Source organism: Bradyrhizobium viridifuturi (genome assembly GCF_001238275.1).
Taxonomy (GTDB): domain Bacteria; phylum Pseudomonadota; class Alphaproteobacteria; order Rhizobiales; family Xanthobacteraceae; genus Bradyrhizobium; species Bradyrhizobium viridifuturi.
The window spans coordinates 79,200-104,804 of sequence record NZ_LGTB01000038.1; the positions used below are offsets into that span (position 1 = coordinate 79,200).

Genomic DNA, 25,605 nt, shown 5'->3' on the forward strand with positions numbered 1-25,605 from the left:
CTCGAGCCGGCATGCCGTTGGTCTCGCGCGCGATGCGATGTTTCCCGGAGGGATGTGATGCGAAGGATTGCGAATTGTCTTGTGACCTCCAGCCTGGTGCTGGCGGGAGCGCTGGTTGCCGGACCGCTGCATGCGGCCAATCTCGATGCGGCATCGCAGGTCGACGCCGTGACCGTCTATCCCGATGGCGCGAGCGTCACCCGCGTCATCACGCTGGATCTGCCCGCCGGCGACAACACGCTCGTCGCGAAGGATTTCCCGATGGGCCTCGATCCGACCTCGCTGCGGGTCGAAGGCGAGGCGGGCGAGCGGCTGACGATCGGAGCCATCGACGCGCGGCCGCCGCGCCCCGTGCCGCCGGCCAACCTGCCCGACATCGACAAGCGGATCGAGGCGCTGAAGGACCAGCGCGAGGATCTGCAGGGGATCATCATCGCGGCCGAGGCGCGGCGTAAATTCGCCGAACATTTTGCCGAGCCTCGCCGGTCGGCATCGGCGAGAAGGGCGAGGCGCGTCCGGTGAGCGAGTGGCGTGCCGCGTTTTCGGCGGTCGGGGACGAAGTCGCGACCGCCGACAATGCGATCCGCGACGCCACGCGCAAGCAGCGCGACATTGATCGCGAGATCGCGCGTCTTGAAGCCGATCGTGCCGCCAAGCCGCCGAGCAAGCTCGAGGTGCGGATCGAGCTTGCCTCCGTCGCCGCGACCCGCGCGACGCTGCGGGTGACCTATGCGGTGCGCAATGCGCGCTGGATGCCGATCTACGACGCCCGTCTCGACACCGGCGCAAAGGATCGCAAGCCGGCGATCGAACTGGTGCGCCGTGCCGAGATCACCCAGTCGACCGGCGAGGATTGGTCGAACGTGGCGCTCGCGGTCTCCACCGTGCGCGTCGCGCGCGGCGGCAACGCGCCCGATCTCAATTCGCTGATCGTCCGATATCCGCAGCCGCCGCGGCCACTGGCGGCCGGCCGAGCGTTTGATAGCGTGCAGCAGCCCTCGGCGCTAATGCCCGCACCGGCTGCACCTTCCATGGAGCAGCATCTGTTCAAGAAGGCCGAGGAGCAGGAGGCCGCTGCCGAGGTCAGCGCCTTCCAGGCCTCCTTCAAGATCCCCGGCCGCGTCAGCATCGCCGCCAATGAGGGCGCCAAGAGCCTGCGCATCGCGACGGCAACGATCACCCCCGATCTGGCGGTTCGCGCCGTCCCGGTGCTCGATCCGACCGCGTTCCTCGAAGCGAGCTTTGTGCAGGCCGACGACGCGCCGCTGTTGCCGGGGCAGGTCTCGATCTACCGCGACGGCATCTTCGTCGGCCGCAGCCGGATGGCCACCGCCGCCAAGGACGAGACCGTGCGGCTCGGCTTCGGCGCCGACGACAAGGTCAAGATCGAGCGCGCTGTGGTGAAGCGCAACGAAGGCTCCGCCGGTCTCATCGTTACGACATCGAAGACCGACGAGCGTGCGTTCAAGACCACGGTGCGCAACGGCCACGACTTCCCGATCAAAGTCGCGATCCAGGATCAGCTCCCGGTCAGCGAGAACGACGACATCGTCGTCGAGATGCTGCCGTCGTCGACGCCGGCGACCACCACCAACCTGCGCGACAGGCGCGGCGTGCTGGAATGGGCGTTCGAGGCCAAGGCCGGTGAAGTCCGTGACGTCAATTTCGCCTGGCGGATGCGCTGGCCGAAGGACAAGGGCGTCGTGATGGTGCCGGCGGGCTGATCTGCACCAGCAGCCGATGACTTCACTCCCGATCTCGGGCATGACGTTGCCAAGGGCAAAAATGTCCGAGATCGGGAGGATCCATGAGCTACCAGCACATCATCGTCGATGATCCGCGTCCGCGCGTCCGCCGCATCACGTTGAACCGCCCCGAGAAGCGCAACGCGCTCAACAACTGTCTGCGCGGCGAGATTTTCGAGGTACTGGAGCAGGCCGATCGCGATCCCGATATTTCGATCTCGATCCTGCGTGGTGCCGGGCCCTGCTTCTCGGCGGGCTACGATCTGTCCGCCGATAACCGCGTCGACCAGCCCTATCATTCGGCGTCCGGCCCCGGCCAATGGTCGCGCCATGTCGTCGAGGGCTGGTTCTCGATCTGGGATCTCGCCAAGCCTGTCATCGCGCAGGTGCATGGCTATTGCCTCGCCGGCGGCACCGAACTCGCGACCGCCTGCGACGTGGTCTATGTCGCGGACGATGCCCAGATCGGTTACCCGCCGGTGCGGCTGATGAGCCCGCCGGACATGCAGTACCACCCCTGGCTGGTCGGCATGCGCCGCGCCATGGAATTGATGCTCACTGGTGATGCGATGTCCGGCCGTGAGGCCGCCGAATGGGGCTATGCGACCCGGTCGTTTCCGTTCGCCGAATTGGAGAGCAAGACGCTCGATTTCGCCGAGCGCGCGGCGAAGGTGCCGATCGAGCTGCAGCAGCTCAATAAGCGCAGCGTGCATCGTGCGATGGAGATCATGGGCGCCCGCGCCGCCATGCGTGCCGGCACCGAGATTCAGGCGCTGGCCTTCACCATCGAGGCGAGCAGGGCATACATGGCGGGCTTCCGCCGCGACGGCGGCAGCGTGAAGGCCCAGCTCGACCAGCGCGACACCACGTTCGGGGATTACCGGACCAGGAAGGAGTGACGCTTGCCGCGTGAACGCTCGCTTTATTGACGTGTTTTCTTCACGCGAACTGGGTGTTCACTTCGCTGAAAACGCGTTAGAAGCCGGCGTTCTCCTCCAGCCATTGCTGGTTGTCCCAGTGCGCACGACGGCCGAGGACATATTCGCGAACATCGTCCATGAAGCGGACCTTGCTGGCGAGCGCGCCAATGAAAGCGGCGATCGCCGCGATCCACGGCCATAGATGCATGAGCAGTGTGTCGGGTATCTGGCTGGCGAAGCCCGCCTGCAGCGCGCCCGTTGCGAAGTAAGCCAATACGGCCCACGCAATGGCCAATATTGTGGCCACCGCCCCGTAGCTGTTCTGATGAAGCCTCACCAGTCGACGCATCAGGTACAGATAGGCAACGTACACGATCACGCCGAGTATCAGGGCGATGCATGCCGGCGGAAGGCCCCAGCTTTGATCCCAGGTCAGGTACACAACGAAGCCCGCGGCTATCAGCGCCTCGATGGTGGTCAGGCTGGATTTCTCTTGCATGATTTGTCCCAAAGCGACTCAAGTATCAGCCGAGGCTACCATCATCTAGCGCGTTGCTAGAAGCGCAATTGCCGGACAACCTTTGGATTGGGGTTGGCTCAACGAACACCAAGGTCGCCGCATATTCACTGTCATGCCCCGCCTTGGGCGGCGCATGACAGTGTTGAGTGTGGTGAGAGGCGCCTCACTTCGCCTTCAGGAAGTCGCCGACTTCGAGCAGCACGAACTCGTCGTCATCCGCCTTGTTGGGGTCGCGGCTCGACGAGAATGGCAGGTTGTTGTCGTTGCCGACGATGATGTGGGTGTCGTCGACCCGGTCGACATTTTCGATGGTGAAGAACGGGAAGGTGTAGACGCCGTCGTTGAGCGGCTTGCGGGCCTTCTTGTTCGGATCGCGGATCTTCATCAGGTCGATATAGGCGATCTTGCGGACCGGCTTGCCGACATTGGCGTCGGAGAGTTCGATCTTGTAGACGCGCTTGAACTTGGCGAGATCGGGGAAGCAGTTCTCGCCGCGCTGGCCTTGCGGGCAGGCCTTGTCGGCGGTGCCTTCGCCATTGTCGCGCTCGATCACGAGGCCCTGGGTCGGGTCGATCATGTTGAAGTCGCCGATCGCATTGCCGTTCTGTTCGAACACATACTGCCAGTAGCGTCCGGTGAACTTCTCCGCCGCGACGTCGAACTCGAGGATGCGCGAGGCTTCCTTGCCGTCGACCTTCTCCCAGTCCTTCTTGTCGGCGTCCCACGGCGGTCCTTCGAGCAGGCCGTAGAGGAATTTGCCGTCCTTGGAGGAGGCGAAACCTTCATAGCCCTTGGAGCGGCGCAGATTGACGTTGGTGTAGGTGACGCCGGGCGCGCCGGGCGACTGCACCGCCCAGTGATCCGGCGAGCGCACCGGCTTGCCGTCGGCGATCGTCTCGAACACGGCAAGGATCTTGCCGGTCTTGTCGGCCTTGAGGATGTAGGGCCCGAACTCGTCGCCGATCCAGAACGTATCGTTGATGATCTGGAAGCCCTCGGTGTCGAAGTCGGCGCCGGTGAGGTAACGCTTGGCGGTGTCCTCATGCACGATGCGGAACGGCACCTTCTTGTCGGGATCGTGCAGGAATACGGTCTCCTGGCGCTCGATCTTGCCGCCCGCCCAATCCATCTTGTAGCGGTTCAGATACAGCATCGAGTCCGTCGAGTTGTAACGCGAGCCCATGCCGTTGTCCGTGATCACCCAGAACGAGCCGTCGGGCATCGCCTTGATGCCGGAATGGCCTTGCAGCGGCTGGCCCTTGAACGGCAGCGACACGCCGGTCGGCCGCTCGTAGGATTTTCCCATCACGGTGCCGATGGCATCGACGCGCTTGCCGGTGGTGTACTTGCCCGAGGTCTTCAGATCGTTGGGGGCGTCCGCGGGAGCATCGATGAAGCTCTCCGCCGGCATCACGGCGTGTCCCGCCAGCGTCGCCGGGAATTCGCCCTCGCTCTGCGCGAACGCCGGTGTGGCGAGCAGGATCGAGGCGACGGAGCAGAGCAGGGACAGGCGCATGGTTGATCTCCCAAGGGATAAACGATGCGGTGTTGTCCGAGGCGCCTGTTACAGCCGGCTGACAGTTTTGTGAATCGCCGATGTTACGACAGGATAAGGCTTGCGGCGTTACGTCGCTTGGCCCGCGGGGCGCATCGTCTGCGGCAGCAGGAATGGTACGCCGTCTCCGGTGTATTCAATCGCAGCGTCGATTTCGAAGGTTTTGCGCAGCGTCTCGGCCCGCATCGCGGCAGCGCGGTCGCCGTCGACGGCAAGCCGGCCGCGATGCAGCAGCAGGATGCGGTCGGCGAACCGCATCGCGAGGTTCAGGTCGTGCAGGATCGCGATCACGGCGGTGCCGCGCTTGGCGCGCCGGCGCGCGGTCTCGACGAGGTCGATCTGGTGCCGCAGATCGAGGCTCGACGTCGGCTCGTCCAGCAGCAGGAGTCCCGGCCCGTGCAGCGCCTCGCCGCAGGCGAGCTGGACCAGCACGCGAGCGAAATGCGCGCGCTGCTGCTCGCCGCCGGACAGCGTCGGCAGCTGCCTGGAACGGAAGGGCGCCAGCCCGACCTCGTCCAGCGCCGCCCTGACCAGGCCACGCGCCGCGGTGCGCGGGCTCTCGCCGGCGCCCATGCTGACGATCTCCTCGACCGTGAACGGGAAGCTGACATTGACGTGCTGCGACAGCATCGCGCGGTGCTGCGCCAACTCGCGCGGACGGTAGGTATTGAGGTCGCGCTGCCTGAGCCTGAGGGTGCCGCGGGACGGACGCAGGTCGCCCGACAGCATGCGCAGCAGGGTCGATTTACCGGCGCCGTTGGGGCCGACGATCGCGACCATCTCGCCGGCGCCAATCTGCAACGAGACCGCATCGACCAGCGTGGCGCCGCTGACCGTCATCGATATCGCCTGCGCTTCGAGCAGCGCGCTCATAGCGATACCAGGTTGCGCTGGCGCAGCAGCATCGCGAGGAAGAACGGCGCGCCGATTGCCGCGGTCAGGATGCCGATCGGCATTTCCGCCGGCGCCACGATGGTGCGCGCCACGGTGTCGGCACCAACCAGCAGGATGGCGCCGAGCAACGCCGAGGCCGGCAGCAGCAGGCGATGCGCGGGACCGATCACCAGCCGCAACAGATGCGGCACCACGATCCCGACGAAACCGACCACGCCGCACACCGAGACCGCGACGCCGGTCATCGCCGATACCAGCACGATCGACATCTGCTTCAGCCGTTCGACGTCGACGCCGCTATGGAACGCCTCGGCCTCGCCGAGCACCAGCACGTCGAGCCCACGGGCGATCGGGACGCAGGCGATCAGGGCCGCGGCCAGCACGGGGGCCAGCGCCGTGAGCTTGCTCCAGGTCGCGCCGCTGAGCGAACCCAGCATCCAGAAGGTGATGTCGCGGAGCTGGCGGTCGTCCGCGACGAACACCAGCAGCCCGATGCCGGCATTGGCGATCGCGGCAATCGCAAGCCCGGCCAGCAGGAAGATCGCGATCGACGTCCGGCCGCCGCGGCTGGCGATGCCATAAAGCACGATGGTCGTGACCAGCGAACCGGCAAAGGCCGCGACCGGCAGCAACTGGTGTTGCAGGAAGCGCAGGCTCTCGCCGAGATGGCTGTCGGTGAACACGATCGCCGCCGCTGCGGCAAACGCACCCCCGGAGGAGACGCCGACCAGCGCGGGGTCGGCGAGGGGGTTGCGGAACAGGCCCTGCATGATCGTGCCTGATACCGCAAGGAGTGCGCCGACCATCGCGGCCGCCGCGATCCGCGGGATGCGGATCGACCACACCACGAGCTGGTCGCGCGCCAGCAGCGGGCTGGTCACGGCATCGCCCCATAGCCCGAGCGCGGCCGGAAGCCGCGCCAGCGGGATGCCGGCGGCCCCGACCGTCAGGGCGATCAGTGCGGTCCCTGCAAGTGCCGCAAACAAGCAAAGCAAAGTGAGCGTAGCCGCCGGCCGCGGCGACATGCCGGCGCGGCGTTGCTTGGCACGCGCGCTGCGCTCGGCCAGCGCGCTCATTGCCGGCAGTTCGCGCTCAGTGCCGCCGGCTTGAAGGTTTCGGCTTGCGGTGCCAGCGCCGGGTAGAGCTTGACCGAGAGGTCGCGCGCCGCAGCCGCAGTACGCGGTCCGAAGCCGAGCAGATAAAGCCCTTCCATCGAAATGAAGGCCTTGTTGGCCGCGACCGGCGTCAGCGCAAAGCCCGGATGCGCGAACACCGCGTCCGACGTCAGCGAGTCCTTGCCGCGATCGATCGACAGCACGACATCGGGCTTCGCCGCCACGATGGCCTCGTCATTGACCGGCTTGTAGCCGTCGTAACCGTCGATGGCGTTGACGCCGCCGGCGAGCTGGATGATCTCGTCCGCAGCGGTCTTGTGGCCGGCGGCCAGTGCCCGGCCGTTCAGGAGCGACATCACGAACATCACGCGCACCGGCTTTGCCACTTTGGCGCGCAGCGCGCGCAGTTGTGCGAGATCGCTTTCCACCGCAGCGGACAGGCACGCGGCGCGCGGATCGGCGCCCATGGCATGGCCGACAAGCCTGATCTTCTCGACCAGCCCGGCCTCCGAGAATGTCTCCGGCACCAGCACCAGCGGCACTTTCGCCGCCTCCAGCACGTCCATGGTTTCCTTCGGCCCCGAGCCCTGCACCGCGAGCACCAGCGACGGATGCAGGCCGAGCACGCCCTCGGGCGACAGTTGGCGCATATAGCCGACGTCGGGCTTTTGGCGCAGCGCCGCTGGCGGATAGAGGCTGGTCGCATCGACGCCGGCGATGCGCTCCTCGAAGCCGAGCGCATAGAGGATCTCGGTGATCGCGCCGCCGATCGAGACGATCCGTGTGGGATCGTCGATCGCAACGTCGCGGCCGCGCGCGTCAAGCACGGTAATGCCCTCGGCGGTTGCTGCGCTGATCGGCAGCAGACAGGAGAATGCGAGCAAGGCGAGCGTGCGGCAAATTGTCATCGGGGCGGTCACTTGGTAAGGATCAACTTGTTCTGCGAGGTCAGCCGCAAGCGGTAATGCTCTTCGCCATGCACGATGATGATCTCGCGCTCAGCCGAGAACAGCTCGCGGCTGTCGAGGCGATTTCCGCGCATGACGAGCGTTTTCGCGGCGTCGGACACTGATACGACCTGCTTTTCGGCCGCGCCGAACTTGTCTCCGGAAGTTGCCGACATTCTCGTGGTGCTGCGCCTTCGAATTTTCAAACAGTGCTTGCTTGTACAAGCGGGCGAGGGCGCATTCCAACGGCTGCATTTTACAATCGATATAAACAGCGGCGCCGCATTCTTGACCGATTTGTTTCCGGCTCGTAACCATTCATCACGATGCAAGCGGGTGGCTTGGATCGCGACATAGCCAGCAAGCCGCTCGGTGGAGCGCACGCCAGCCAAACCAGAAAAAGTAATGATTGGGCTGGGGCTAGAATGGCTGACGGGGTTAGGGTTTCGCGCGCCTTGATATTGGGTGCGTCAGTGTTTTCATTGACGGCAGCTTTGCCGGAGAGCGGTGTGGCGCAAACTGCCGACGCTTCGGCTCCGCGTCCTGCGACTGAGCGGCCGAAGCAGGCCAAACTCAAGCCGAAGCCTTCGGCCGAACAGCAGGCGGCCGCGCAGCCTCTGATGAATGCTCGCGCGCAGATCGGCGCGGTGCCGGTGCAGTCGCTCGACACCATCACAGCCGTGGCATCGAAGACCGACGAGCGCGCCATCGACGCGCTGGCGCCGGTCAGCTCGGTCACGCTGGAGAAGATCCAGGGCCTGCAGCCGAACCGGGTGTCGGACATTTTCTATAACGTCCCGGGCGTTTCGTTCCAGGAACGCGGCGACGATCCGGCGACCGTCATCAACATCCGCGGCCTGCAGGATTTCGGCCGCGTCGCGTCGTGGTCGACGGCGCGCGGCAGAACTATCAGCGCACCGGCCACAATGCCAACGGCTCGTTCTTCCTCGATCCCGAACTGATCGGCGGGGTCGACGTGGTGCGCGGCCCGACCGCGAACATCTACGGCTCCGGCGCGATCGGTGGCGTGGTTTCGTTCCGTAGCAAGGACATCGACGACGTGGTGCGGCCCGGCGAGCGCTGGGGTGTCGACATGTCGGGCTCCTACGGCTCCAACAAGGACCGCGGCATGGGCTCGGTGTTCGGCGGCGTGCGCGCCGATCCGAATGTCGATGTGTTCGGCGGCGCGGTCTATCGCACCCAGAGCAATTACAAGGACGGCTCCGGCACCGAGATCGGCAACACCGGCAACGATATCGCGGCCGGCCTGATGAAGGTGACGATCCGCCCGGCCGAAGGTCATGAATTCAAGATCGGCGGCGTCTTCCAGGACTACCAGTACAATATCGGCCAGCAGAACCGCGGCCCGACCACGACGGCGGCGCCGCTGGCGGCGATCGCGGGCTCCTCGGTCTACGCCTCCGATGCCAGGAACTACACGGGCACGCTGAGCTGGAAGTACTCCAAGCCCGACGACATGCTGTTCGACTGGAACATCTCGGTCTACGGCAATCGCACCGACAACGACCAGGTCAAGACCTACAACAACCGCATCACGTCAGGCGGCGGCGTCTGTTCGCTGGCCAATCCCGGCAACAACATCTCCGGCTGCGTCGGCGACAAGCGCGGCTATTCGCTCGACACCGTCGGCCTCGACGTCAACAACACCTCGCGCTTCGATTTCGGCGACTGGCGCAACGCCGTGACCTACGGTTTCGACGCCTTCCGCGACGATGTCGAGACCTTCGATTCCCGCGGCAATTCCAACATCACGACGCCGGGCGGCCAGCGCACGGTGTCCGGCGGCTTTGTGCAGTTGAAGCAGAACTATTCGACCTGGCTCGAACTGGTCAGCGCCGTCCGCCACGACCATTACGAGCTGACCTCGATCAATACCACAACCAGCGGCGACCGGCTGTCGCCGAAGATCACGGTCGGCATTACGCCGATCGCAGGCTTCACGCCCTATGTCAGTTATGCCGAAGGCTACCGTGCGCCGTCGATCACCGAGACCCTGATCGCGGGCGGACACGCCACCGGCGGCGGCCCGGCGCTGTTCAACTGTCCCGACGGCACCAGCGGCCTGTTCTGCTTCCTGCCGAACGCCGCGCTGCGGCCCGAGGTCGGCAAGAACAAGGAAGCCGGCGTCAATCTCAGGTATGACGGCATCTTCACCGCGAGCGACTCGTTCCGCGGCAAGATCAACGTGTTCCAGAACGACGTCGACGGTTATATCGACCTCGTCGCGTCGACGCCGACCACGACGCCGTTCGGTCGCTTCAGCCAGTTCTACCAGTACCAGAACATCGCCCATGCCCGCATCGAGGGCTTCGAGCTCGAGACGATGTATGATGCGGGCGACTGGTTCGTGGGCGTCGCCGGCCATCTGATGCGCGGCCGCAACACGGCGACCAATGTCGGGCTCGCCACCATCACGCCGCGCAAGGTGACGACGACGGGCGGCGTGCGGCTGCTCGACCGCTCGCTGATCATTGCCGCGCAATGGTCCTCGTTCGGCGCCAACAACGATCTGCCGGCGGGCTATCTGCCCTCGACCGGCTACGAGCTGGTCAATCTCTACCTGACCTGGAACGCCACCAAGGACATCACCTTTACGGCGTCGGTCGACAACCTCTTGAACCAGTATTACCGGCCCTACGCGATCCCGGGCTCCTCGACCGACGGCACGACGCAGAACGACCTGCTGTTCTCGAGCCCTGGTCCGGGCACCGTCTACAAGGCCGGGCTGAAGATTCACCTTGGTGGAGCGTAACGCGAAAGGCCGATCATTCCATCCAGGTTGCTCCGGCCGCGCTGGTGCCCCCAGCGCGGCTTTGGCGCATTCATGATATCAACGAGATCAACCGGCAGGATCAGGGCATCCGCCGACACGCAGGAGAAGGCTTTCATGTTCATCGCAATGAACCGGTTTCAGGTGATCAAGGGCAAGGAGCAGGCGTTCGAGACGGTCTGGAAGACCCGCGAGTCCTATCTCGGCGACCTGCCGGGGTTCATCGAGTTTCACCTGGTGAAGGGCCCCGAGGCCGAGGACCACACGCTCTATGCAACCCACACCGTGTGGGCCAGCAAGGGAGCGTTCGAGGACTGGACCAAATCCGACGCGTTCCGCCGCGCCCATTCCCGCGCCGGCAACGAGACCGGTGGCAGCCTCTATCTCGGCCATCCCAAATTCGAAGGCTTTGAGGTGTTGATCACCGAGCGCGCCAAGAGCCCGGCGTAACGGAGGCGGTCGTGCTGGATTCAGAGCTTGCCGGATTGCGGGCCTATATGGCCGACAATCCCGGCGCGGTCATCGAGGATGTCGCGCGCGAGCGCAAGGTGCCGCCGCGCGCGGTGCTCGAGGCGTTGCCCGAGAGCATGGTGCGGATCGGTGCCGGCGAATTCGTCGCTGCGATGCAGGACATCGCGGAGTGGGGCGAGGTGACGCTGATCGTGCACACCGATGATGCGATCTTCGAATTCACCGGCGCCATTCCGAAGGGCGAGGTCGGCCGCGGCTATTTCAACCTGATGCAACCGAAGGGCCTGCACGGCCACCTCAGGCATGAGCGCTGCGCGGCGATCGCGTTCGTCGAGCGTCCGTTCATGGGCAAGGTGTCGGCCTTCATCGCTTTCATCAACCGCGATGGCGGCATCATGTTCAAGGTGTTCGTCGGCCGCGACGAGACGCGCGGGCTGCGCGACGACCAGCTGGCGCGCTTGCATGCGCTGGCGGACCGTCTCGCGCCGAAAGCGGGCTGACGCGAACGCAGGACGGGAGGCGACCATGGCGTATCGGTGGCTTGGGCGGAGCATCTGGACGGTGGCAGTGGCCGCGTTCGGCCTGTCGCCGGGAACGTGCCTTGCCGCGACCGACGCGGCGCTGCTGCCGCGCAACCTCTCGCCCTGGGGCATGTTCGAGAGCGCCGATATCGTCGTGAAGGCTGTCATGATCGGTTTGGCCTTCGCCTCGCTGGCGACCTGGACGATCTGGCTCGCCAAGACCGTCGAGATCCGCCGCAAGACCGTGCTGGCGCGGCAGCGGATCGGTCAGCTCGAGCGCGACACGCTGCTTGCCGAGGTCGAGCAGGCGAGCCGTGACGGCTGCGATGCCGTAGCGCAGATCATCCAATCGGCGTCACGCGAGGCCACGCTCTCGTGCGGCATGTTCGATGACGGCTTCAAGGAGCGCATCGCGTTGCGGCTGGAGCGGGTCGAAGCGGCGATGTCGCGGCAGATCGCACGCGGCACCGGAGTGCTCGCCACCATCGGCGCGACCGCGCCGTTCGTCGGCCTGTTCGGCACGGTGTGGGGCATCATGAATGCCTTCATCGGCATCTCCGAGGCCCACACCACCAATCTCGCAGTGGTCGCACCGGGCATTGCGGAGGCGCTGCTTGCGACGGCGCTCGGCCTGGTTGCGGCGATTCCCGCGGTCGTGATCTACAATCACCTGACCCGCTCGATCGCGGGCTACCGCGCGCTGCTCGGCGACGCCTCCGTCATGGTGATGCTGCTGGTGAGCCGCGAGGGCGACCGCAGCCTGTTCCGGCTGGCGCGCGCCGCGGAGTGAGAGATGGGCGTCAAGCTTGGCACTGGCGGTGCGTTCGGTAGCCGGCGTCGCGGCGACGACGACCTGGTCGAGGCGCATGAGATCAACGTCACGCCGTTCATCGACGTGATGCTGGTGCTGCTGATCATCTTCATGGTGGCGGCGCCGCTCGCCACCGTCGACCTCGGCGTCGATCTGCCGGCCTCGACTGCCGAGCCGCAACCGCGGCCCGACAAGCCGGTGTTCGTCACCGTGAAGCCGGATCTGTCGGTTGCGGTCGGCGAGGCCGTCATCGCGCGCGAGACCCTGACGTCGGCGCTCGACGGCGCCACGCAGGGCAGGAAGGACGAACGCATCTTCCTGCGCGCCGACAAGGCGGTCAGCTATGGCGATCTGATGGAGGTGATGAACCTGCTGCGCAACGCCGGGTACCTCAAGGTCGCGCTGGTCGGCCTCGACGGACGCAGCTAGTTCGATGAATGCCTATGTGCTGCATGAGTCCCGCGGTGACATCTGGCTAAAGCGCTGGGGCCTGTCGGCGGCCGCGATCCTGGCGGCGCACGCTGCGATGATCGCGCTCGGCATGAGCTGGGTCTCGGCGCCCCCGCCGGGTGTCGCGGTGCCGGCGGTGCTGGTCGACCTGACGCCGATCACGTCAGCGCCGGAGATTTCGCAGACCGAGCTGCCGCCGGGCCCGGCGATGCAGGAGGCCGATGCCGCGCCGCCCGAACCTGCCGCCGCGCAGGCCGTGCACGAGGAAATCGCGCCGACGCCGTTGCTGGAGGAGGCTGCGGTCGCCGCGCCGCCGGAGCAGAGGCCGCAGGTCACGCCGCCGAAACCCGAGCCCACCAAGGTCATGCCTGAGCACAAGGCGGAGCCTGTCAAGCCGAAGGTGGTGCGCCGGGACGCGAAGAAGCCGCCCAAGGCGACGCCGGCGCCACGCACCAGTGCGCCGAGCCGCGCCGAACGTCAGGCGCCAGCGGCGTCCGCGATCAGCGCGGGTGCCGCGGCATCGGCGATCGCGGCCTACAACGCACGTGTCCGCGCGCATCTGTTGCGCTTCCATTCCTATCCGGCCGGCGGCAATGGCCAGCGCGGCGTGGTCCGCCTGGTGTTCACGCTCGGCCGCGGCGGGCATGTGCTGTCGAGCCATCTCGGCGGCTCCTCCGGCAATCCGACCTTCGACGCGCGGGCGCTGGCGATGGTGCGCCAGGCCCAGCCGTTTCCGGCGTTTCCTTCCGAGGTCATGCAGGGCTCGATGGGCTTTTCCGTGCCGGTCGCATTCGTGCCGCGGTAAAGGAGAGCAGGTTCAGCAGCCTATCCCCGTCATCCTGAGGTGCGAGCGGAGCGAGCCTCGAAGGATGCACGGCCACCGCTGGAGGCCGTCGACCCTTCGAGACGCGCTTCGCGCTCCTCAGGGTGACGGGGATAGGTTGAGTCTGCTTCAAGCAAGATATCCGCGCTACTCCTTCACCGCGCCGGTCAGCGACGACACGTAATAGTCGACGAACAGCGAGTAGAACAGCGCGACCGGCAGCGAGCCGAGCAGGGAGCCCGCCATCAGCGCGCCCCATTGGTAGACATCGCCGGTGACCAGCTCGGTCAGGATCGCGACCGGCACCGTCTTGTTGGCGCCGCTCTGGATGAAGGCGAGCGCGTAGATGAACTCGTTCCAGGACAGCGTGAAGGAGAAGATGCCGGCCGAGATCAGGCCGGGCACCGCGAGCGGCAGCGTGATCCGCCACAGGATCTGCAGCCGCGTCGCGCCGTCGACCAGCGCGCATTCCTCGAGCTCATAGGGGATCGACTTGAAGTAGCCGATCAAGAGCCAGGTGCAGAACGGCACCAGGAAGGTCGGATAGACCAGGATCAGCGCCAGGGGGGAATCGAACAGGCCGAACTGCACGATCACGGTGGCGAGCGGAATGAACAGGATCGACGGCGGCACCAGATAGGCGAGGTAGATGCCGAGGCCGACATAGGGGCTGCCGCGGAAGCGCAGCCGCTCGATCGCGTAGGCGGCGAGCGTCGAGGCGAACAGCGACAGGAAGGTCGAGCCGATCGCGACCAGCATGGTGGTCTTCAGCCAGCGCGGATACGACGTGTCGAACAAGAGATGCTTGACATGCGCAAGCGTCGGCGAAGTGATCCAGAACGGATTGTGCTCCTTGTAGTTCAGCAGCTCCGCGTTCGGTTTGAACGAGGTGATCGCCATCCAGTAGAACGGGAACAACAGGATCAGGATGAAGCAGGCGAGCGGCAGATAGATCATCACCACGCGCCGGGCGCGGCTGTCCCACGCCATGGTGTCGGGTGTGGCGCTAGCGACGTTGGATTGCGCTGCAACGTCAGTCATTGGCTTCTCCCTGCTGCCATTTGCGGCGGGCGAGGCCGAAGTAGCTGAACAACGTTGCGAACACCAGGAACGGGATCATCGACACCGCGATCGCGGCGCCCTCACCGAGCTCGCCGCCGGCGATGCCGCGCTGGAACGCCAAGGTCGCGAGCAGATGGGTCGAGTTGACCGGGCCGCCGCGGGTGATGGCGTAGACGAGCTGGAAGTCGGTGAAGGTGAAGATGATCGAGAACGTCATCACGATCGCTAGGATCGGCATCATCATCGGGAAGGTGATGTAGCGGAAGCGCTGCCAGGAGGTGGCGCCGTCGAGCATCGCCGCCTCATAGAGCGAGGGCGAGATGGTTTGCAGCCCGGCCAGCAGCGAGATCGCGACGAACGGGATGCCGCGCCAGATATTGGCCGCGATCAGCGAGAACCGCGCCGGCCAGGGCGAGCCGAGGAAGTCGACATTGCTGTCGCGCAGGTGCAGCACGTCGACCAGGAGATAGGAGATGATCGAGAACTGCGGATCGTAGATCCACCAGAATGCGAGCGCGGACAGCACTGTCGGCACGATCCACGGCAGCAGCACGATGGCGCGGATCAGGCTCTTGAACGGGAAATGGTTGTTGAGCAGGAGCGCCAGCCAGAAGCCGAGCGCGAACTTTCCGAAGGTCGCGACCGCGGTGTAGAAGATCGAGTAGAACACCGCGTTCCACCACAAGGGATCCTTGAGCAGGTACTGGAAGTTCTCGAGCCCGATATAGATGCCGCGCTGGCCGATCGTGGTGTCGGTGAAGGCGAGCCAGATGCCGAGGCCCAGCGGATAGGTGAGGAACACCAGCAGCAGGCCGATCGCTGGCGCCAGGCACATCACGATCAGGAACGGCTTGTAGTCGAACAGGCGCGCGAGCAGCCGGGCTGGCGAAGTGCGGCGCCGCGTGAAGGGAAGGTGGTTACGGACATTGAATGCTCGTCTTGTCGTCATTGCGAGGAGCGAAGCGACGAAGCAATCCATTTCTCCTTTGTGGCGCTATGGATTGCTTCGCTTCGCTCGCAATGACGGTTGAACCAGGTTTCGCAGTTCAATGGCGCCGTTACCGGCCCTGCCGCCGGAAGTACCGCTTGGCGCGCTGCTCGGCTTCCGCGGCGGCAGCCTCGGGCGTTGCCGCATCGGTTGCGACGGAAGCGCACATCTGCACCAGTACATAGTCGGCGTTGACGGCGCCGGTCGCGGTCGAGATCGGCCCCCTGTAGCCATTGTAATACGGGCTCTTCATGGTGTCCTTGAAGATCGCGACCTTGGGATCGCCCGACCACACCGCGGCATCGGCATAGGCCGCGAGCGGCTGCGACCAGTAGCCGGAGTTGGCATTGAGCCACGGCTCGTACTGCTCCTTCTCGAGCATGAACTGCAGGAATGCCTTCGCCGCGTTGGGATAGGGGCTGTGCTTGAAGGCCATCGCGTTCAGCGTAAGGCCCGACATCGGCGAGGTCGACGCCAGTCCCTTGGGCAGGAACTGATGTTCGGTGTCGTCGGCCACCGCCTTGGTGGCGGGATCGTTCTTCAGCGAGAAGTACAGCGAGACGCCGTTGGCGGTCAGGCCGATTTCCTGCGACGAGTAGGCGCGGTTGTTGGAGACGTCGTTCCAGGACGGCGTGCCGGCGATGAAGGTCGGATAGAGCTCCTTCAGGTATTTCAGCGCGGCGATCGTCTCCTTGCTGTTGATGATGATGTTGCCTTCCTCATCCAGCAGCGCGGCGTTGTGCGACCACAGCAGCCAGTTGGCGAAGCCGTTGCCGTCGCCGACCGCGTTGCCGAGCGCAAAGCCTGCGGGCTTGCCAGCCGCCTTCAGTTTCTTGCAGAGTTCGAGGATACCGGCGTGGTCTTCCGGTACCTTGTCGAAGCCCGCCGCGTTGACCAGCGACTTGCGGTAGACCAGCGGGCCGCCCGAGGCGCCGAACGGCAGGCCGATCCAGCTCTTCGACTTCGAGCGCATGCCGTAGCGTTTTGCCAGCGCGAGCCATCCGCCGTAGCGCTTGTCGAGATAATCGGCGACGTCGGTCAGTTCGATCAGCTTGTCGATATAGATGTGCGGCGCGTCGCCAAAGCCGATGATGATGTCCGGGCCCGCGCCGGAGTTCGAGGTCACTGCGGTCTGCTGATTGATGTCTTCCCAGCCGACGAAGTCGACCTTGACCTCGACGCCGGTCTTGTCGGTGAAGCGCTTGGCATTGGCGCGGAACACGTCCTCGTCGGCCTGCACGAAGCGCACCGGCCGCAGCATGCGCAAGGTCGCACCCTTCTCGATCGGCAGCGACGGCGCGGCCACGTCGGCAGCCTTGACCTTCGAAGCATCCTGCGCCGCAGCGCCGGTGACGGCCAGTGCCGCCGCGGACGCCCCCAGCGCCAGCGCATCGCGACGCGTGATCTCGTACTTCATGTCGTTCGCACTCCCGTTGTTATTGTTTCGTTGTTGTTGTTTCGTTGTTCTTGTTCTTCCCGGCGTTGGCCGCCGGTGAAGGGTCTTGTGGTCTCGGCACGCCGCCGCGCGAAGCGCCCGCACCGGGCGACCGCGCGCGCGGCAAGCGTAGTCCCGTCTCAGCTGTTCGGACCGCGATCCATGCTGACGGGCTGCCAGCGGCGCAGCGCGGTGTTTTGCAGCACCGACGGGTTGACGCAGCTTACCGGCCACATGCCTTGCAGCACTAGTGACAATTCGTAGCCCACCCGACGCTTGCGCGCCTCGTCAAAACGTGCCGATGCCGAGGCGACGTGGGCGGTCAAGGTAACATTGTCCATCCCGAGCATCGGATTGTTGTGCGACGGCGGCTCCTTCTCCAGCACGTCGAGCGCGGCGTGGGCGATCCAGCCCTCCTGCAACGCCTTGATCAGCGATTCCTCGTCGACGGTGGCGCCGCGGCCGGTGTTGATGAAGATCGCCGATTTTTTCATCTGGCGAAAATGCTTCTCGGTCAGCATGTGGTGCACTTCGGGACGCGCCGGGGCGTGCATCGAGACGAAGTCCGACTGCGACAACACCTCCGACAGCGTCGAGGGGATCACGCCGTGGTCGTACATCAGCGTTTCCTGGATGAACGGATCGTAGGCCATCATCCGAAGGCCGAACGGCGCCGCGCGCTTCGCCACCGCGCGGGCGACGCGGCCGAACGAGATGAAGCCGAGGGTCTGGCCCATCAGCCGCGGAATCTTCAAGAGGGCCGGGCGGCCCTCGGCCCAGCGGCCGGTACGCACCATCTTGTCCTGATCGATCAGGCGGCGGAAGCCCGCGAGCAGCAGCATCATGGCGTGGTCGGCAACCTCCTCGATAAAGGTGTCGGGGATGTTGGTGACCGGGATGCCGCGCGCGGTCGCGGCCTTCACGTCGACGGAGTCGACGCCGACGCTGCCGAGCGTGATCACCTTGCAGTTCTCGAGCGCGTCGATCACAGCCTTGGTGATCGGCATGCCCTTGGCGTAGATTGCGTCCGCGGTCCTTGCCGCGGCGATGAATTCGGCCTCGTTGGCCGGCGCCTCGACGATCTCGGCGCCGACCGGGTCGAGCGCCTCGCGCTCATAATCATAGCCGCCGCCGGCGACCGTGAAGCTTGCGCCCTTCGGCGTCACCACCCTGAATTTCGACATTGTCTGCTCCCGATGTGAGGTCTTCTGTTCTTGATTGTTGCTTCTTGCTGGGTTTGCTTCTTGGTCTTCTTGCTTCTCCGAGCGCGGCTCGCTTCGCCGCTTTCCCCTACTTGTACGCGAGCTGGGTGGTCCTCTCCACAATTGCCGGTTGGTCCGTGGCCCGATTCTCCGGGCTACTACGGGGAACCACCGTAACCATCAGGTAAAGGGTCTCACATTACGGTGAGCGGAATCAATCCGCCAATCGCGTCGCGTTCCCCGCCTCGTCTGGAGATCCCCGTGAAGCTGTCAAATCTGAAGATCACCCCCAAGCTCGGCATTCTGGTGGGGGTGACCCTCCTTGGTCTGTGCACGGCCGGCGTTCTCGCCGGTCATTTGATGCAGCGTGAGATGACAAATGCTCGCATCGACCAGGCCAAGGCGATGGTCGAGATGGCGAAGAACATGGCGGTGAGCCTGAAGAAGGACGTCGACGCCGGAAAGATGACCAAGGAGGCGGCAATCGCCGAGCTGGGCAAGCGCGGCAACGCGATGACCTACGATAACGGCGCCGGCTATCTGTTCGGCACCGACTACAACGGCATCACGGTGCTGGCGCCCGATCCGAAGCAGGTTGGAACCAACCGCATGGAGGTCGTGACCAATGGCCGCAAGCTGTCATGGGAGCTGATGAACGGCGTGAAGGCCAATGGCGATATCCTGCTGTTCTATGACTATGTGAAGCCGGGTCAGGAAACGCCGATCCGGAAGCTCGGCTACGCCGTCGCGGTCCCCGGCTTCGACATGTATCTCGGAACCGGCGCCTATCTCGATGATATCGACGCCAAGCTGCGCCCCATTGCCTGGTTGCTCGGGCTCGCGATCATCGGCATCGGCATCATCTCGAGTTCGGTCGCCTGGCTGATCGGCCGCAGCATCTCCCGCCCGCTCAATCTGCTTGGCAGCCGCATGCGCGACATCGCCGACGGCAAGCTCGACGGCGACATTCCCGGCGTCGGCCGCGGCGACGAGGTTGGCGGCATGGCGGCGACCGTGCAGATCTTCAAGGACAATGCGACCCGCATCCGGGGCCTCGAGCAGGCCGAGGCCGAGACCCAGGCGCGCGCCGCCTCCGAGCGCCGCAATGCGATGGAGAATATCGCGAGCGATTTCGAGCGCAGCGTGAACGGCATCGTCCGCACGGTGGCCTCCGCTGCCGCCGGCATGCAGACCACGGCGCAGTCGATGACCGCGACGGCCAGCGACGCCAGCGCGCGGGCGGCGACCGTCGGTGCGGCCTCCGACAGCGCCTCCAACAATGTCGGCACCGTCGCTGCGGCGGCCGAGGAGCTCTCTAGCTCGGTTGCGGAAATCTCCCGCCAGGTGGCGCGCTCCAGCGAGGTCGCTAGCCAGGCGGTCGCCGATGCCGAGCGCACCAACGCGACCGTGCAGGCGCTCTCCACCGGCGCGAGAAGATCGGCGAGGTGGTCAAGCTGATCCATTCGATCGCGGCCCAGACCAATCTGCTCGCACTCAACGCCACCATCGAGGCGGCGCGCGCCGGCGAATCCGGCCGCGGTTTCGCGGTGGTCGCCTCCGAGGTGAAGGCGCTCGCCAACCAGACCGCGAAGGCGACCGAAGAGATCTCGGCGCAGGTCGCCGCGATGCAGGCCTCCACCGGCGAGGCGGTGACCTCGATCGGCGGCATCACCGCGACCATCGCGCAGATGAGCGAGATCACGGCGTCGATCTCGACTGCGATCGACCAGCAGGGCGATGCGACGCGCGAAATCGCGCGCAACATCCAGCAGGTCGCGGCCGGCTCGAGCGAGATCTCCGCCCATATCGGCGGCGTCACCACCGCGGCCGCCGCCACCGGCACCGCCGCGGGCGATGTGCTGTCGAATGCACGCGAGCTCGACACCCAGTCCGGCATGCTGCGCAAGGCGGTCGACGAGTTCCTGCAGAAGGTCCGTGCGGCGTAAGGCCGGCGCGATCAATCGACATCATCACGATGCCCGGGCCGTTGACCCGGGCATTCGCGTTTTGCGCCCCGGAGCGCGCCGGCGGAACGCTACGACCCCGCCGGGAAGACCTGCGCGACGTGAAACGCCTTGGTGGTGATGAGCCACCTGCCGTCGATCCGATGAAATACGAGATGGTCGATGAAGCCGGTCTGGCCGTTCCTGATGCGGACCTTGGCGATGGCCAGATCGGGCGCGGTCTGGTCGATGCTGATGATGGCGTCCTCGCGCGGCGATTTCATCGACGCCGGCGAAGGGCGGCTCTGGATGAAGTCGCGGAATTCCGCGGCCGACCGCACCGTGTGCTTGCCATCCCGGATGCCGTGCACGATGGAGGCATCGGCGAAGACGTCGCGAAACCGGCTGTCGTCGACGTCATACATCAGGTTGAAATATCCATCGATCGCGGATGCGATGGCCTCGATGTCGCTCATTGCAAATTCTCCCTAGGCGAGGATGTGGCGGTGGCCGCACCGGATCAGACCGGTGATCGGCGTCGACAGTGGTCGATATGGTGGCGGAGTGCTACGACTGGACGGTCATCTCTTGGATGACTGAGAGGCATCGGCATGGACGAAGTTGACGGTCGGCTGGTTGGCGGCCTGGTGGTCCTCGCGGCGCTGGCGGATGCGCGCAGTTTTGGCCGCGCCGCCGAACGGCTCGGCATGACGCAATCCGGGGTCAGCAAGGCGATCGCCAAGCTCGAGGCGCGCCTCGACACGCGGCTGGTTCACCGCACGAGTCGCGCCGTCGAGCTCACCGAGGAAGGACGCGCGTTGGTCGAGCGGGTTGCCGCACATCTGGCCGGGATCGGCGAGGCGGCGGCGGAGACCTCGAAGTCGCGCGATGCGGTCCGCGGCAAGCTGCGGGTCAATGTCGATCCGCTGTTCTCCCGCATGGTGCTGTCACCGAAGCTGAGCGAGTTCCTGCTGCAGAATCCAGGCATGGAGCTGCGTATCGAGACCCGCGACCGGATTGCGGATCTGGTCAGCGACGGTTTCGACCTGGCGGTGCGTTTCGGCGAGCCGGCGCCGTCGGCGCTGATTGCGCGCCGCGTGCTCGATGCGCGCGTGCTCACCGTGGCCTCGCCGATCTATCTCGAACGACACGGCCGGCCGCTCGATCCACGCGAGCTGGCGGGCCGCGACCATCAGTGCATCCACGCAATCGACGCGGCGACGGGGCGTCCCTTCGACTGGGAGTTCCGGCGCGGCGGCGAGGTCGTGCCGGTCGCGGTCAACGGGCGGCTCACCGTCACTGATTCCGGAACCAAGCTCGGCGCTTGCCTTGCCGGCTTCGGGATTGCGCAGGTGATCGATATCGGACTCGACGATCACCTGAAGAGCGGCGCGTTGATCGAGCTGTTTCCGGACTGGCCCGACGAGCGTTTCCCGCTCTATGTCTACTATCCCTCGCGCAGCCACGTGCCGGCGAAAGTGAGGAGCTTTATCGATTTCATTACGGGCAGCCTGAGCAGGAAGCCAGGCACAGCGTTGCCGGTTGACGCTCCCGCCAGGAGGCTGAAAGGGCATCGAGCAATCGCAGCCACGGCCGCGCGCCGCTAGGTCTTCGCCGATCCCTGCCGCGAGGCGATGATGACGCCGGCGAGCACCAGCGCGTAGCCGATCAAATGGAACGGCGCCAGCGTCTCGCCGAGCAGCAGGATCGCCATCGCCGAGCCGAACACCGGCACCAGATGGAAGAACGGCGCCGCGCGGTTCGGGCCGATCAGCGCGACGCCGCGGTTGAAGAACAGATAGGCCAGCGTGGACGGGAAGATCAGCGTGTAGCCCAGCGTGGCAAAGGTCAGGACGTCGAGCTTCAGCGTCACGCCATTGGCGAATTCCCAGACAGCCACCGGAAGCAGCATCAGCGCACCACAGCAGGTGGTGAACGAGATCAGCGAGAGCTGATGGATTTTCGGCCGCCGCGGGATCAGTGCCGAATAGAGGCCGAACGATACCAGCGAGGCGCCGAACATGATGTCGCCCCGGTTGAAGCTGATGCTGGCGAGCGCCGAGAAATCGCCGCGCAGGATGATGGTCAGCACGCCGGCCAGCGAGATCGCGATGCCGGCAAGCTGCGCCGGCGTCAGCCGCACGCCGAACAGGACCAGCGACCACAGCGCCACGAACAGCGGCCCCGCCGACTGAATCAGCAGCGCATTCAGCGCCTCGGTGTATTGCATCGCCCAGTAGGAGATCGCGTTGTTGAACGCGAAGCCTACCGCGGACAACAGCAGCATCAGCGGCAGCGCCTTGCGCAGCTTCGGCCAGTCCTGCTTCAGATGCGGCCAAGCGAACGGCAACAGCATCAGGAACACGCCGAACCAGCGGATCGTGGTCAGGGTGACCGGCGGCACGTGGCTGCCGACATGCCGCGCCAGCACGATGTTGGCGGCCCAGAACAGCGACGTCAGGCTGAGCAGCAGATAGGGCTGGTTGTTGAGCCAGTGCAGCGGGGAGCGGCGCGGGGTTGTGGTAGGTGCGGGCAAAGCGGTCATTATCTGGTGGATGTTGTGCCCGAATCCGCCGCCGCCACAAGACGAAAGAGTGGATTGGAGCCATGCGCACCGCGTCATCACTCGCGAAGACGGGTGACCCAGTATTCCGGACGCATCGGTGATCAATCGATAGGCCGCGGCGTACTGGATACCCCGCCCTCGCAGGGTATGACGACCTGGTGCGGCGCGACCTTCAACCTATTTCTGCGGCCCCGACAGCGAGATGTCGCGCTCGGCGCGAAACACGTTGCTGTAGAGATTGGCGATCCATTGCCGCCCGCTGGAGGTGATGTTGAGGTGGCGGATCGCCTTCTGCACGTGCGGCGCGACGCTGTCCCAGTAGAAGCGGGGATAGAGGTCGACGAGATCGGCCGGCGAATCGTAGCCGAGCTGGCGGTTCAATCCGGCCTCCTCGAATTCGATGTACAGCGCGTTGGCCTTGCGGATGTAATGCGGATCGCCGAGCTGGCCGATCAGATCGGCGGCCCGCAGCAGGGTGGCCTCCTCTCCGAACTCTTCATTCCCGTCCGGCGCGCTCTGCGGAAAGCGCGTGCCCTCGATGGCGCGCGCAATGCGCTCCTTGTCGAGCAGCGCGACGCCCTTGAGCCGCTCCATCACGAAGATCTTCGAACGGTCGACGTGATAGGACATCAACGCCGCATCCGACGAGCCGCGCGGCAGGATCACCTTGCGGCCGTCGGCAGCAACCAGATAGCCGCTCTGGTCGTCGGCATCGAACAGCCCGCGCACATAGCCGATATCATGGGTCAGGCAGGCGATGATGACGTGAGCATAATCCTCGGCGCTCATGTGCGAGTGCAGCGCGCGGCCGCGCAGGATGTCGTGACCGGCGAGCGTCACCAGCATGGTGTGCTCGACATTGTGGTAGAGCGCGTCGCTGTTGCCGATGCATTCGATCGCGATCCGGGCGATCGAGGGCACCATCTCGACCAGCTGGGTCTGCGAGGAGCCGAATCGGCGTTGCATGTACTCGCCGAGGAATTTGCCGAGCGCGTCGGCCGCAAGTTCGGGAAGGGTCATCACGGCATTGACCTCCGACATCGGGTGGTGAGCTTACGGCTTGCCAGCATTTCAGGGTAGTCCCTCGATGTGACATAATCGTTGCGGCCGGACCGAAGTGGCTGAACCGATGCGACCCGTAATATTGCGGAGCTGGGCAGGAGCTGGTGGATGGGTGTCGATCTCCTGAACGTCAAAGGCCTGAGCGAGCTGGATCAAGAGGCTCCGGTCGTGATGGTCAATCTGATGCGGTTTCGCCAGCGGTCGCTGGACGGCGACGGCTCGGGCTGGGATGCCTATCTGCGCTACAGCGCGCTCACCGTTCCCATGATCAAGGCGCGCGGCGGCACCCTGCTGTGGACCGGCAGCGCCGAGGCGGTCGCGCTGGGCGAGCCGGCCGGCCAGCGCTGGGACTATGTCGCGCTGGTCTACTACCCGAGCGTTGCTGCTTTCATCGACATGATGACCTCGGCCGACTACGAGACCCGCTGCGACCCGCATCGTCGCAACGGCTGCGAGGAGCACGTCATCATCGCGACGCGCGAGCCTACAGCAAGTTCAAGGCGGGGTAAGGCGGTCTAGAGCGTGGCCTTCGTGGCACATATTCAGGTGTATCACCGTCACCCCTGCGCAAAGGCTTCGCCTTTGTCGCTGGAGGCGGCCGCTTCTTCAGCGGCCCACGAAGGGGCGACGGCCCGACTGAGGCCGATTCATCCTTCGAGGCTCGCAAGCGCTCGCACCTCAGGATGACGGGTCTGATAGATTTGCAAGCGCCGCGTGGCAGGCGGCCTGCACTACTCGGCAGACCTCATCTCTTGACCGCCCGGCGGCGCTCAGCGAGGCGAAGGTCGGATAGCTCGTCAGCGCGAAGATCAGGTCGACCGCATCCTTGCGGGCCTGCGGCGATGCCTGCCTGGCCGCGATGCGGTCGACCAATCCGGCAACGCCGCGGCGGCGGCGCTCGTTGCGCTCGCGCACCGCCTCGGCGAATTCGGGGTCGGTCGCCATCGCGTCGTGCAGCCGGCCGACGGCGGAATCGCGGCTCCAGAAGCCGCAGAAGATCTCGACCATGCGGTCGAGGCCGGCGCGCGGATCGGCCGTCGTCATGGCATCGGCGAGCTGATGCAGGCCGCCGTGGCGCGCGATCTCGTCGAACACGGCCTCGAGCAGTCCGCGCCGCGAGCCGAACTGGTTGTAGACCGTCAGCCGCGTCACGCCGGCTGCCTTCGCCACCGTATCGAGCGAGAAGCGCGCAATGCTCTCGCCTTCGCGCAGCGTGCGCGAGGCGGCCTCGATCACGCGCTCGCGGGTCTCGGCGGCGGCGGCGCTGCGCGCCGGGCTCACATAGCTGCGCGGCGGCATCGGTTTGCCTTGCTTTCGTCAGATTGGATATACATTATGTATATCTAATTTCTAATGCCCATTTGGAGCAACGTCATGCAGACCGTCCTCATCATAGCCTTGTCCCTCCACGTCCTGTCATCGGTGTTTTGGGCCGGCTCCAGCTTCACTTTGGCGCGCACCGGCGGGCTCGGCGGCGAAAGGCTGCTGGGCCCGCAAATCGGTGCGGCGACGGTCGCGATCGTGACCGGCGCCACGCTGTGGCGCCTGGTCCATGAGGGCTCGTTCGCGCTGTCGGAGCAGATCCTGGCGGGTGGCGCGATCGCCGCACTGGCCGCGATCGCCGTGCAGATCATCGTCGGCGGCGGCGCTGTCAGGCGGCTGCGCAATGGCGCTGCCGATACCTCGGCCGCACGTTCGCGGCTCGCGGTCGCCCAGCGCATCGCGGCCGGGCTGCTCGCGATCACCGCGCTGTGCATGGGCGCGGCGCGCTACGCCTGAACGCT

Annotated in this window: 26 protein-coding genes and 3 pseudogenes; 14 read left to right on the forward strand and 15 right to left on the reverse strand. The window is 65.5% G+C overall.

Annotated elements, in window-relative coordinates:
* The first annotated feature begins 57 nt into the window (after positions 1–57).
* The 3 genes from ALC15_RS47985 (at position 58) to ALC15_RS29995 (ending at position 2,644) form a co-directional block, all read left to right on the forward strand.
* Positions 58–522, forward strand: a complete 465-nt coding sequence (locus ALC15_RS47985; protein ID WP_430649205.1) for a DUF4140 domain-containing protein — start codon at positions 58–60, stop codon at positions 520–522.
* Positions 519–1,724 carry a mucoidy inhibitor MuiA family protein gene (locus tag ALC15_RS29990; protein ID WP_430649206.1) on the forward strand — a complete coding sequence of 402 codons (1,206 nt, stop codon included), beginning with the start codon at positions 519–521 and terminating at the stop codon, positions 1,722–1,724. The genes ALC15_RS47985 and ALC15_RS29990 overlap by 4 nt, the downstream gene beginning before the upstream one ends.
* Positions 1,725–1,807: 83 nt before the next feature.
* The gene (locus ALC15_RS29995) at positions 1,808–2,644 is read left to right on the forward strand and encodes an enoyl-CoA hydratase-related protein (RefSeq protein WP_050630399.1); all 837 of its coding nucleotides are present in this window, start codon (positions 1,808–1,810) and stop codon (positions 2,642–2,644) included.
* 76 nt (positions 2,645–2,720) lie between these two features.
* On the opposite strand, the gene ALC15_RS30000 is transcribed toward ALC15_RS29995, so the two are convergent.
* From ALC15_RS30000 to ALC15_RS46650, 6 genes are all read right to left on the reverse strand, one after another.
* A complete protein-coding gene (locus ALC15_RS30000) occupies positions 2,721–3,164 on the reverse strand; it encodes a hypothetical protein (protein WP_050630400.1) in 444 nt (147 codons plus the stop codon).
* 184 nt (positions 3,165–3,348) lie between these two features.
* On the reverse strand, positions 3,349–4,701 hold the full coding sequence (locus ALC15_RS30005; RefSeq protein ID WP_050630401.1) for an esterase-like activity of phytase family protein: 1,353 nt from the start codon (positions 4,699–4,701) through the stop codon (positions 3,349–3,351).
* 108 nt (positions 4,702–4,809) lie between these two features.
* Positions 4,810–5,613 carry a heme ABC transporter ATP-binding protein gene (locus ALC15_RS30010; RefSeq protein WP_050630402.1) on the reverse strand — a complete coding sequence of 268 codons (804 nt, stop codon included), beginning with the start codon at positions 5,611–5,613 and terminating at the stop codon, positions 4,810–4,812.
* Positions 5,610–6,710: a FecCD family ABC transporter permease gene (locus ALC15_RS30015; protein ID WP_050630403.1), complete on the reverse strand. Its 1,101-nt coding sequence runs from the start codon at positions 6,708–6,710 to the stop codon at positions 5,610–5,612. Before ALC15_RS30015 ends, ALC15_RS30010 begins: the two co-directional genes overlap by 4 nt.
* On the reverse strand, positions 6,707–7,657 hold the full coding sequence (locus ALC15_RS30020) for a heme/hemin ABC transporter substrate-binding protein (RefSeq protein WP_050630404.1): 951 nt from the start codon (positions 7,655–7,657) through the stop codon (positions 6,707–6,709). Before ALC15_RS30020 ends, ALC15_RS30015 begins: the two co-directional genes overlap by 4 nt.
* Positions 7,658–7,665: 8 nt before the next feature.
* A complete protein-coding gene (locus ALC15_RS46650) occupies positions 7,666–8,079 on the reverse strand; it encodes a hemin uptake protein HemP (RefSeq protein ID WP_244486326.1) in 414 nt (137 codons plus the stop codon).
* Between the two features lie 237 nt (positions 8,080–8,316).
* Between ALC15_RS46650 and ALC15_RS47705 the strand changes: the two genes are divergently transcribed.
* Positions 8,317–8,658: a TonB-dependent receptor plug domain-containing protein gene (locus tag ALC15_RS47705; RefSeq protein ID WP_347336334.1), complete on the forward strand. Its 342-nt coding sequence runs from the start codon at positions 8,317–8,319 to the stop codon at positions 8,656–8,658.
* Positions 8,565–10,469, forward strand: a pseudogene (locus ALC15_RS30030) (TonB-dependent hemoglobin/transferrin/lactoferrin family receptor); the annotation flags it as partial. The gene ALC15_RS47705 and the pseudogene ALC15_RS30030, both read left to right, overlap by 94 nt.
* On the opposite strand, the gene ALC15_RS45570 reads toward ALC15_RS30030, so the two are convergent.
* Positions 10,451–10,612, reverse strand: coding sequence for a hypothetical protein (locus ALC15_RS45570; RefSeq protein ID WP_210168609.1), 162 nt, complete (start codon positions 10,610–10,612; stop codon positions 10,451–10,453). The pseudogene ALC15_RS30030 and the gene ALC15_RS45570 sit on opposite strands and share 19 nt — an antisense overlap.
* Between ALC15_RS45570 and hmuQ the strand changes: the two genes are divergently transcribed.
* The 5 genes from hmuQ to tolA are packed head-to-tail and all read left to right on the forward strand — an operon-like array spanning position 10,605 to position 13,545.
* A complete protein-coding gene (gene hmuQ, locus ALC15_RS30035; protein ID WP_050630406.1) occupies positions 10,605–10,937 on the forward strand; it encodes a heme-degrading protein HmuQ in 333 nt (110 codons plus the stop codon). The two genes, ALC15_RS45570 and hmuQ, sit on opposite strands and share 8 nt — an antisense overlap.
* Positions 10,938–10,948: 11 nt before the next feature.
* The gene (hutX, locus tag ALC15_RS30040; RefSeq protein ID WP_050630407.1) at positions 10,949–11,458 is read left to right on the forward strand and encodes a heme utilization cystosolic carrier protein HutX; all 510 of its coding nucleotides are present in this window, start codon (positions 10,949–10,951) and stop codon (positions 11,456–11,458) included.
* A gap of 25 nt (positions 11,459–11,483) precedes the next feature.
* Positions 11,484–12,269: a tonB-system energizer ExbB gene (exbB, locus tag ALC15_RS30045; RefSeq protein WP_430649207.1), complete on the forward strand. Its 786-nt coding sequence runs from the start codon at positions 11,484–11,486 to the stop codon at positions 12,267–12,269.
* A 3-nt stretch (positions 12,270–12,272) separates the two neighbouring features.
* On the forward strand, positions 12,273–12,719 hold the full coding sequence (gene exbD / locus ALC15_RS30050; protein ID WP_050630408.1) for a TonB system transport protein ExbD: 447 nt from the start codon (positions 12,273–12,275) through the stop codon (positions 12,717–12,719).
* 4 nt (positions 12,720–12,723) lie between these two features.
* Positions 12,724–13,545 (forward strand): cell envelope integrity protein TolA, encoded by an 822-nt coding sequence (tolA, locus tag ALC15_RS30055; RefSeq protein WP_050630409.1) that lies wholly within the window; start codon positions 12,724–12,726, stop codon positions 13,543–13,545.
* Between the two features lie 165 nt (positions 13,546–13,710).
* Here the strand turns inward: tolA and ALC15_RS30060 are convergent, their stop codons facing one another.
* The 4 genes from ALC15_RS30060 to ALC15_RS30075 form a co-directional block, all read right to left on the reverse strand.
* Complete coding sequence (locus tag ALC15_RS30060; RefSeq protein WP_371818069.1) at positions 13,711–14,553, reverse strand: carbohydrate ABC transporter permease; 843 nt, start codon at positions 14,551–14,553, stop codon at positions 13,711–13,713.
* Between the two features lie 43 nt (positions 14,554–14,596).
* Positions 14,597–15,460: a carbohydrate ABC transporter permease gene (locus tag ALC15_RS30065; RefSeq protein WP_050630428.1), complete on the reverse strand. Its 864-nt coding sequence runs from the start codon at positions 15,458–15,460 to the stop codon at positions 14,597–14,599.
* 223 nt (positions 15,461–15,683) lie between these two features.
* Positions 15,684–17,030: an ABC transporter substrate-binding protein gene (locus ALC15_RS30070; protein ID WP_050630411.1), complete on the reverse strand. Its 1,347-nt coding sequence runs from the start codon at positions 17,028–17,030 to the stop codon at positions 15,684–15,686.
* Between the two features lie 158 nt (positions 17,031–17,188).
* Complete coding sequence (locus ALC15_RS30075) at positions 17,189–18,232, reverse strand: C-terminal binding protein (protein ID WP_050630412.1); 1,044 nt, start codon at positions 18,230–18,232, stop codon at positions 17,189–17,191.
* Between the two features lie 279 nt (positions 18,233–18,511).
* Here ALC15_RS30075 and ALC15_RS30080 point away from each other — a divergent pair.
* A pseudogene (locus ALC15_RS30080) lies at positions 18,512–20,196 on the forward strand (methyl-accepting chemotaxis protein).
* A gap of 89 nt (positions 20,197–20,285) precedes the next feature.
* Here ALC15_RS30080 and ALC15_RS30085 read toward each other — a convergent pair.
* The gene (locus ALC15_RS30085; RefSeq protein WP_050630413.1) at positions 20,286–20,669 is read right to left on the reverse strand and encodes a nuclear transport factor 2 family protein; all 384 of its coding nucleotides are present in this window, start codon (positions 20,667–20,669) and stop codon (positions 20,286–20,288) included.
* Positions 20,670–20,804: 135 nt separating this feature from the next.
* Here ALC15_RS30085 and ALC15_RS30090 point away from each other — a divergent pair, with 135 nt between their 5' ends.
* Positions 20,805–21,800 carry a LysR family transcriptional regulator gene (locus ALC15_RS30090; RefSeq protein WP_050630414.1) on the forward strand — a complete coding sequence of 332 codons (996 nt, stop codon included), beginning with the start codon at positions 20,805–20,807 and terminating at the stop codon, positions 21,798–21,800.
* Here the strand turns inward: ALC15_RS30090 and ALC15_RS30095 are convergent.
* Together ALC15_RS30095 and ALC15_RS30100 are read right to left on the reverse strand one after the other, a co-directional pair.
* Positions 21,797–22,738: a DMT family transporter gene (locus ALC15_RS30095; RefSeq protein WP_050630415.1), complete on the reverse strand. Its 942-nt coding sequence runs from the start codon at positions 22,736–22,738 to the stop codon at positions 21,797–21,799. The genes ALC15_RS30090 and ALC15_RS30095 overlap by 4 nt on opposite strands.
* A 198-nt stretch (positions 22,739–22,936) precedes the next feature.
* The gene (locus tag ALC15_RS30100; RefSeq protein WP_050630429.1) at positions 22,937–23,782 is read right to left on the reverse strand and encodes a hypothetical protein; all 846 of its coding nucleotides are present in this window, start codon (positions 23,780–23,782) and stop codon (positions 22,937–22,939) included.
* Positions 23,783–23,929: 147 nt separating this feature from the next.
* On the opposite strand from ALC15_RS30100, the pseudogene ALC15_RS30105 reads away from it, so the two are divergent.
* Positions 23,930–24,330, forward strand: a pseudogene (locus tag ALC15_RS30105) (DUF1330 domain-containing protein).
* A 169-nt stretch (positions 24,331–24,499) separates the two neighbouring features.
* Here the strand turns inward: ALC15_RS30105 and ALC15_RS30110 are convergent.
* The gene (locus tag ALC15_RS30110) at positions 24,500–25,120 is read right to left on the reverse strand and encodes a TetR/AcrR family transcriptional regulator (RefSeq protein ID WP_050630417.1); all 621 of its coding nucleotides are present in this window, start codon (positions 25,118–25,120) and stop codon (positions 24,500–24,502) included.
* 75 nt (positions 25,121–25,195) lie between these two features.
* On the opposite strand from ALC15_RS30110, the gene ALC15_RS30115 reads away from it, so the two are divergent.
* Positions 25,196–25,600 carry a hypothetical protein gene (locus tag ALC15_RS30115; RefSeq protein ID WP_050630430.1) on the forward strand — a complete coding sequence of 135 codons (405 nt, stop codon included), beginning with the start codon at positions 25,196–25,198 and terminating at the stop codon, positions 25,598–25,600.
* The last annotated feature ends 5 nt before the right edge of the window (positions 25,601–25,605 follow it).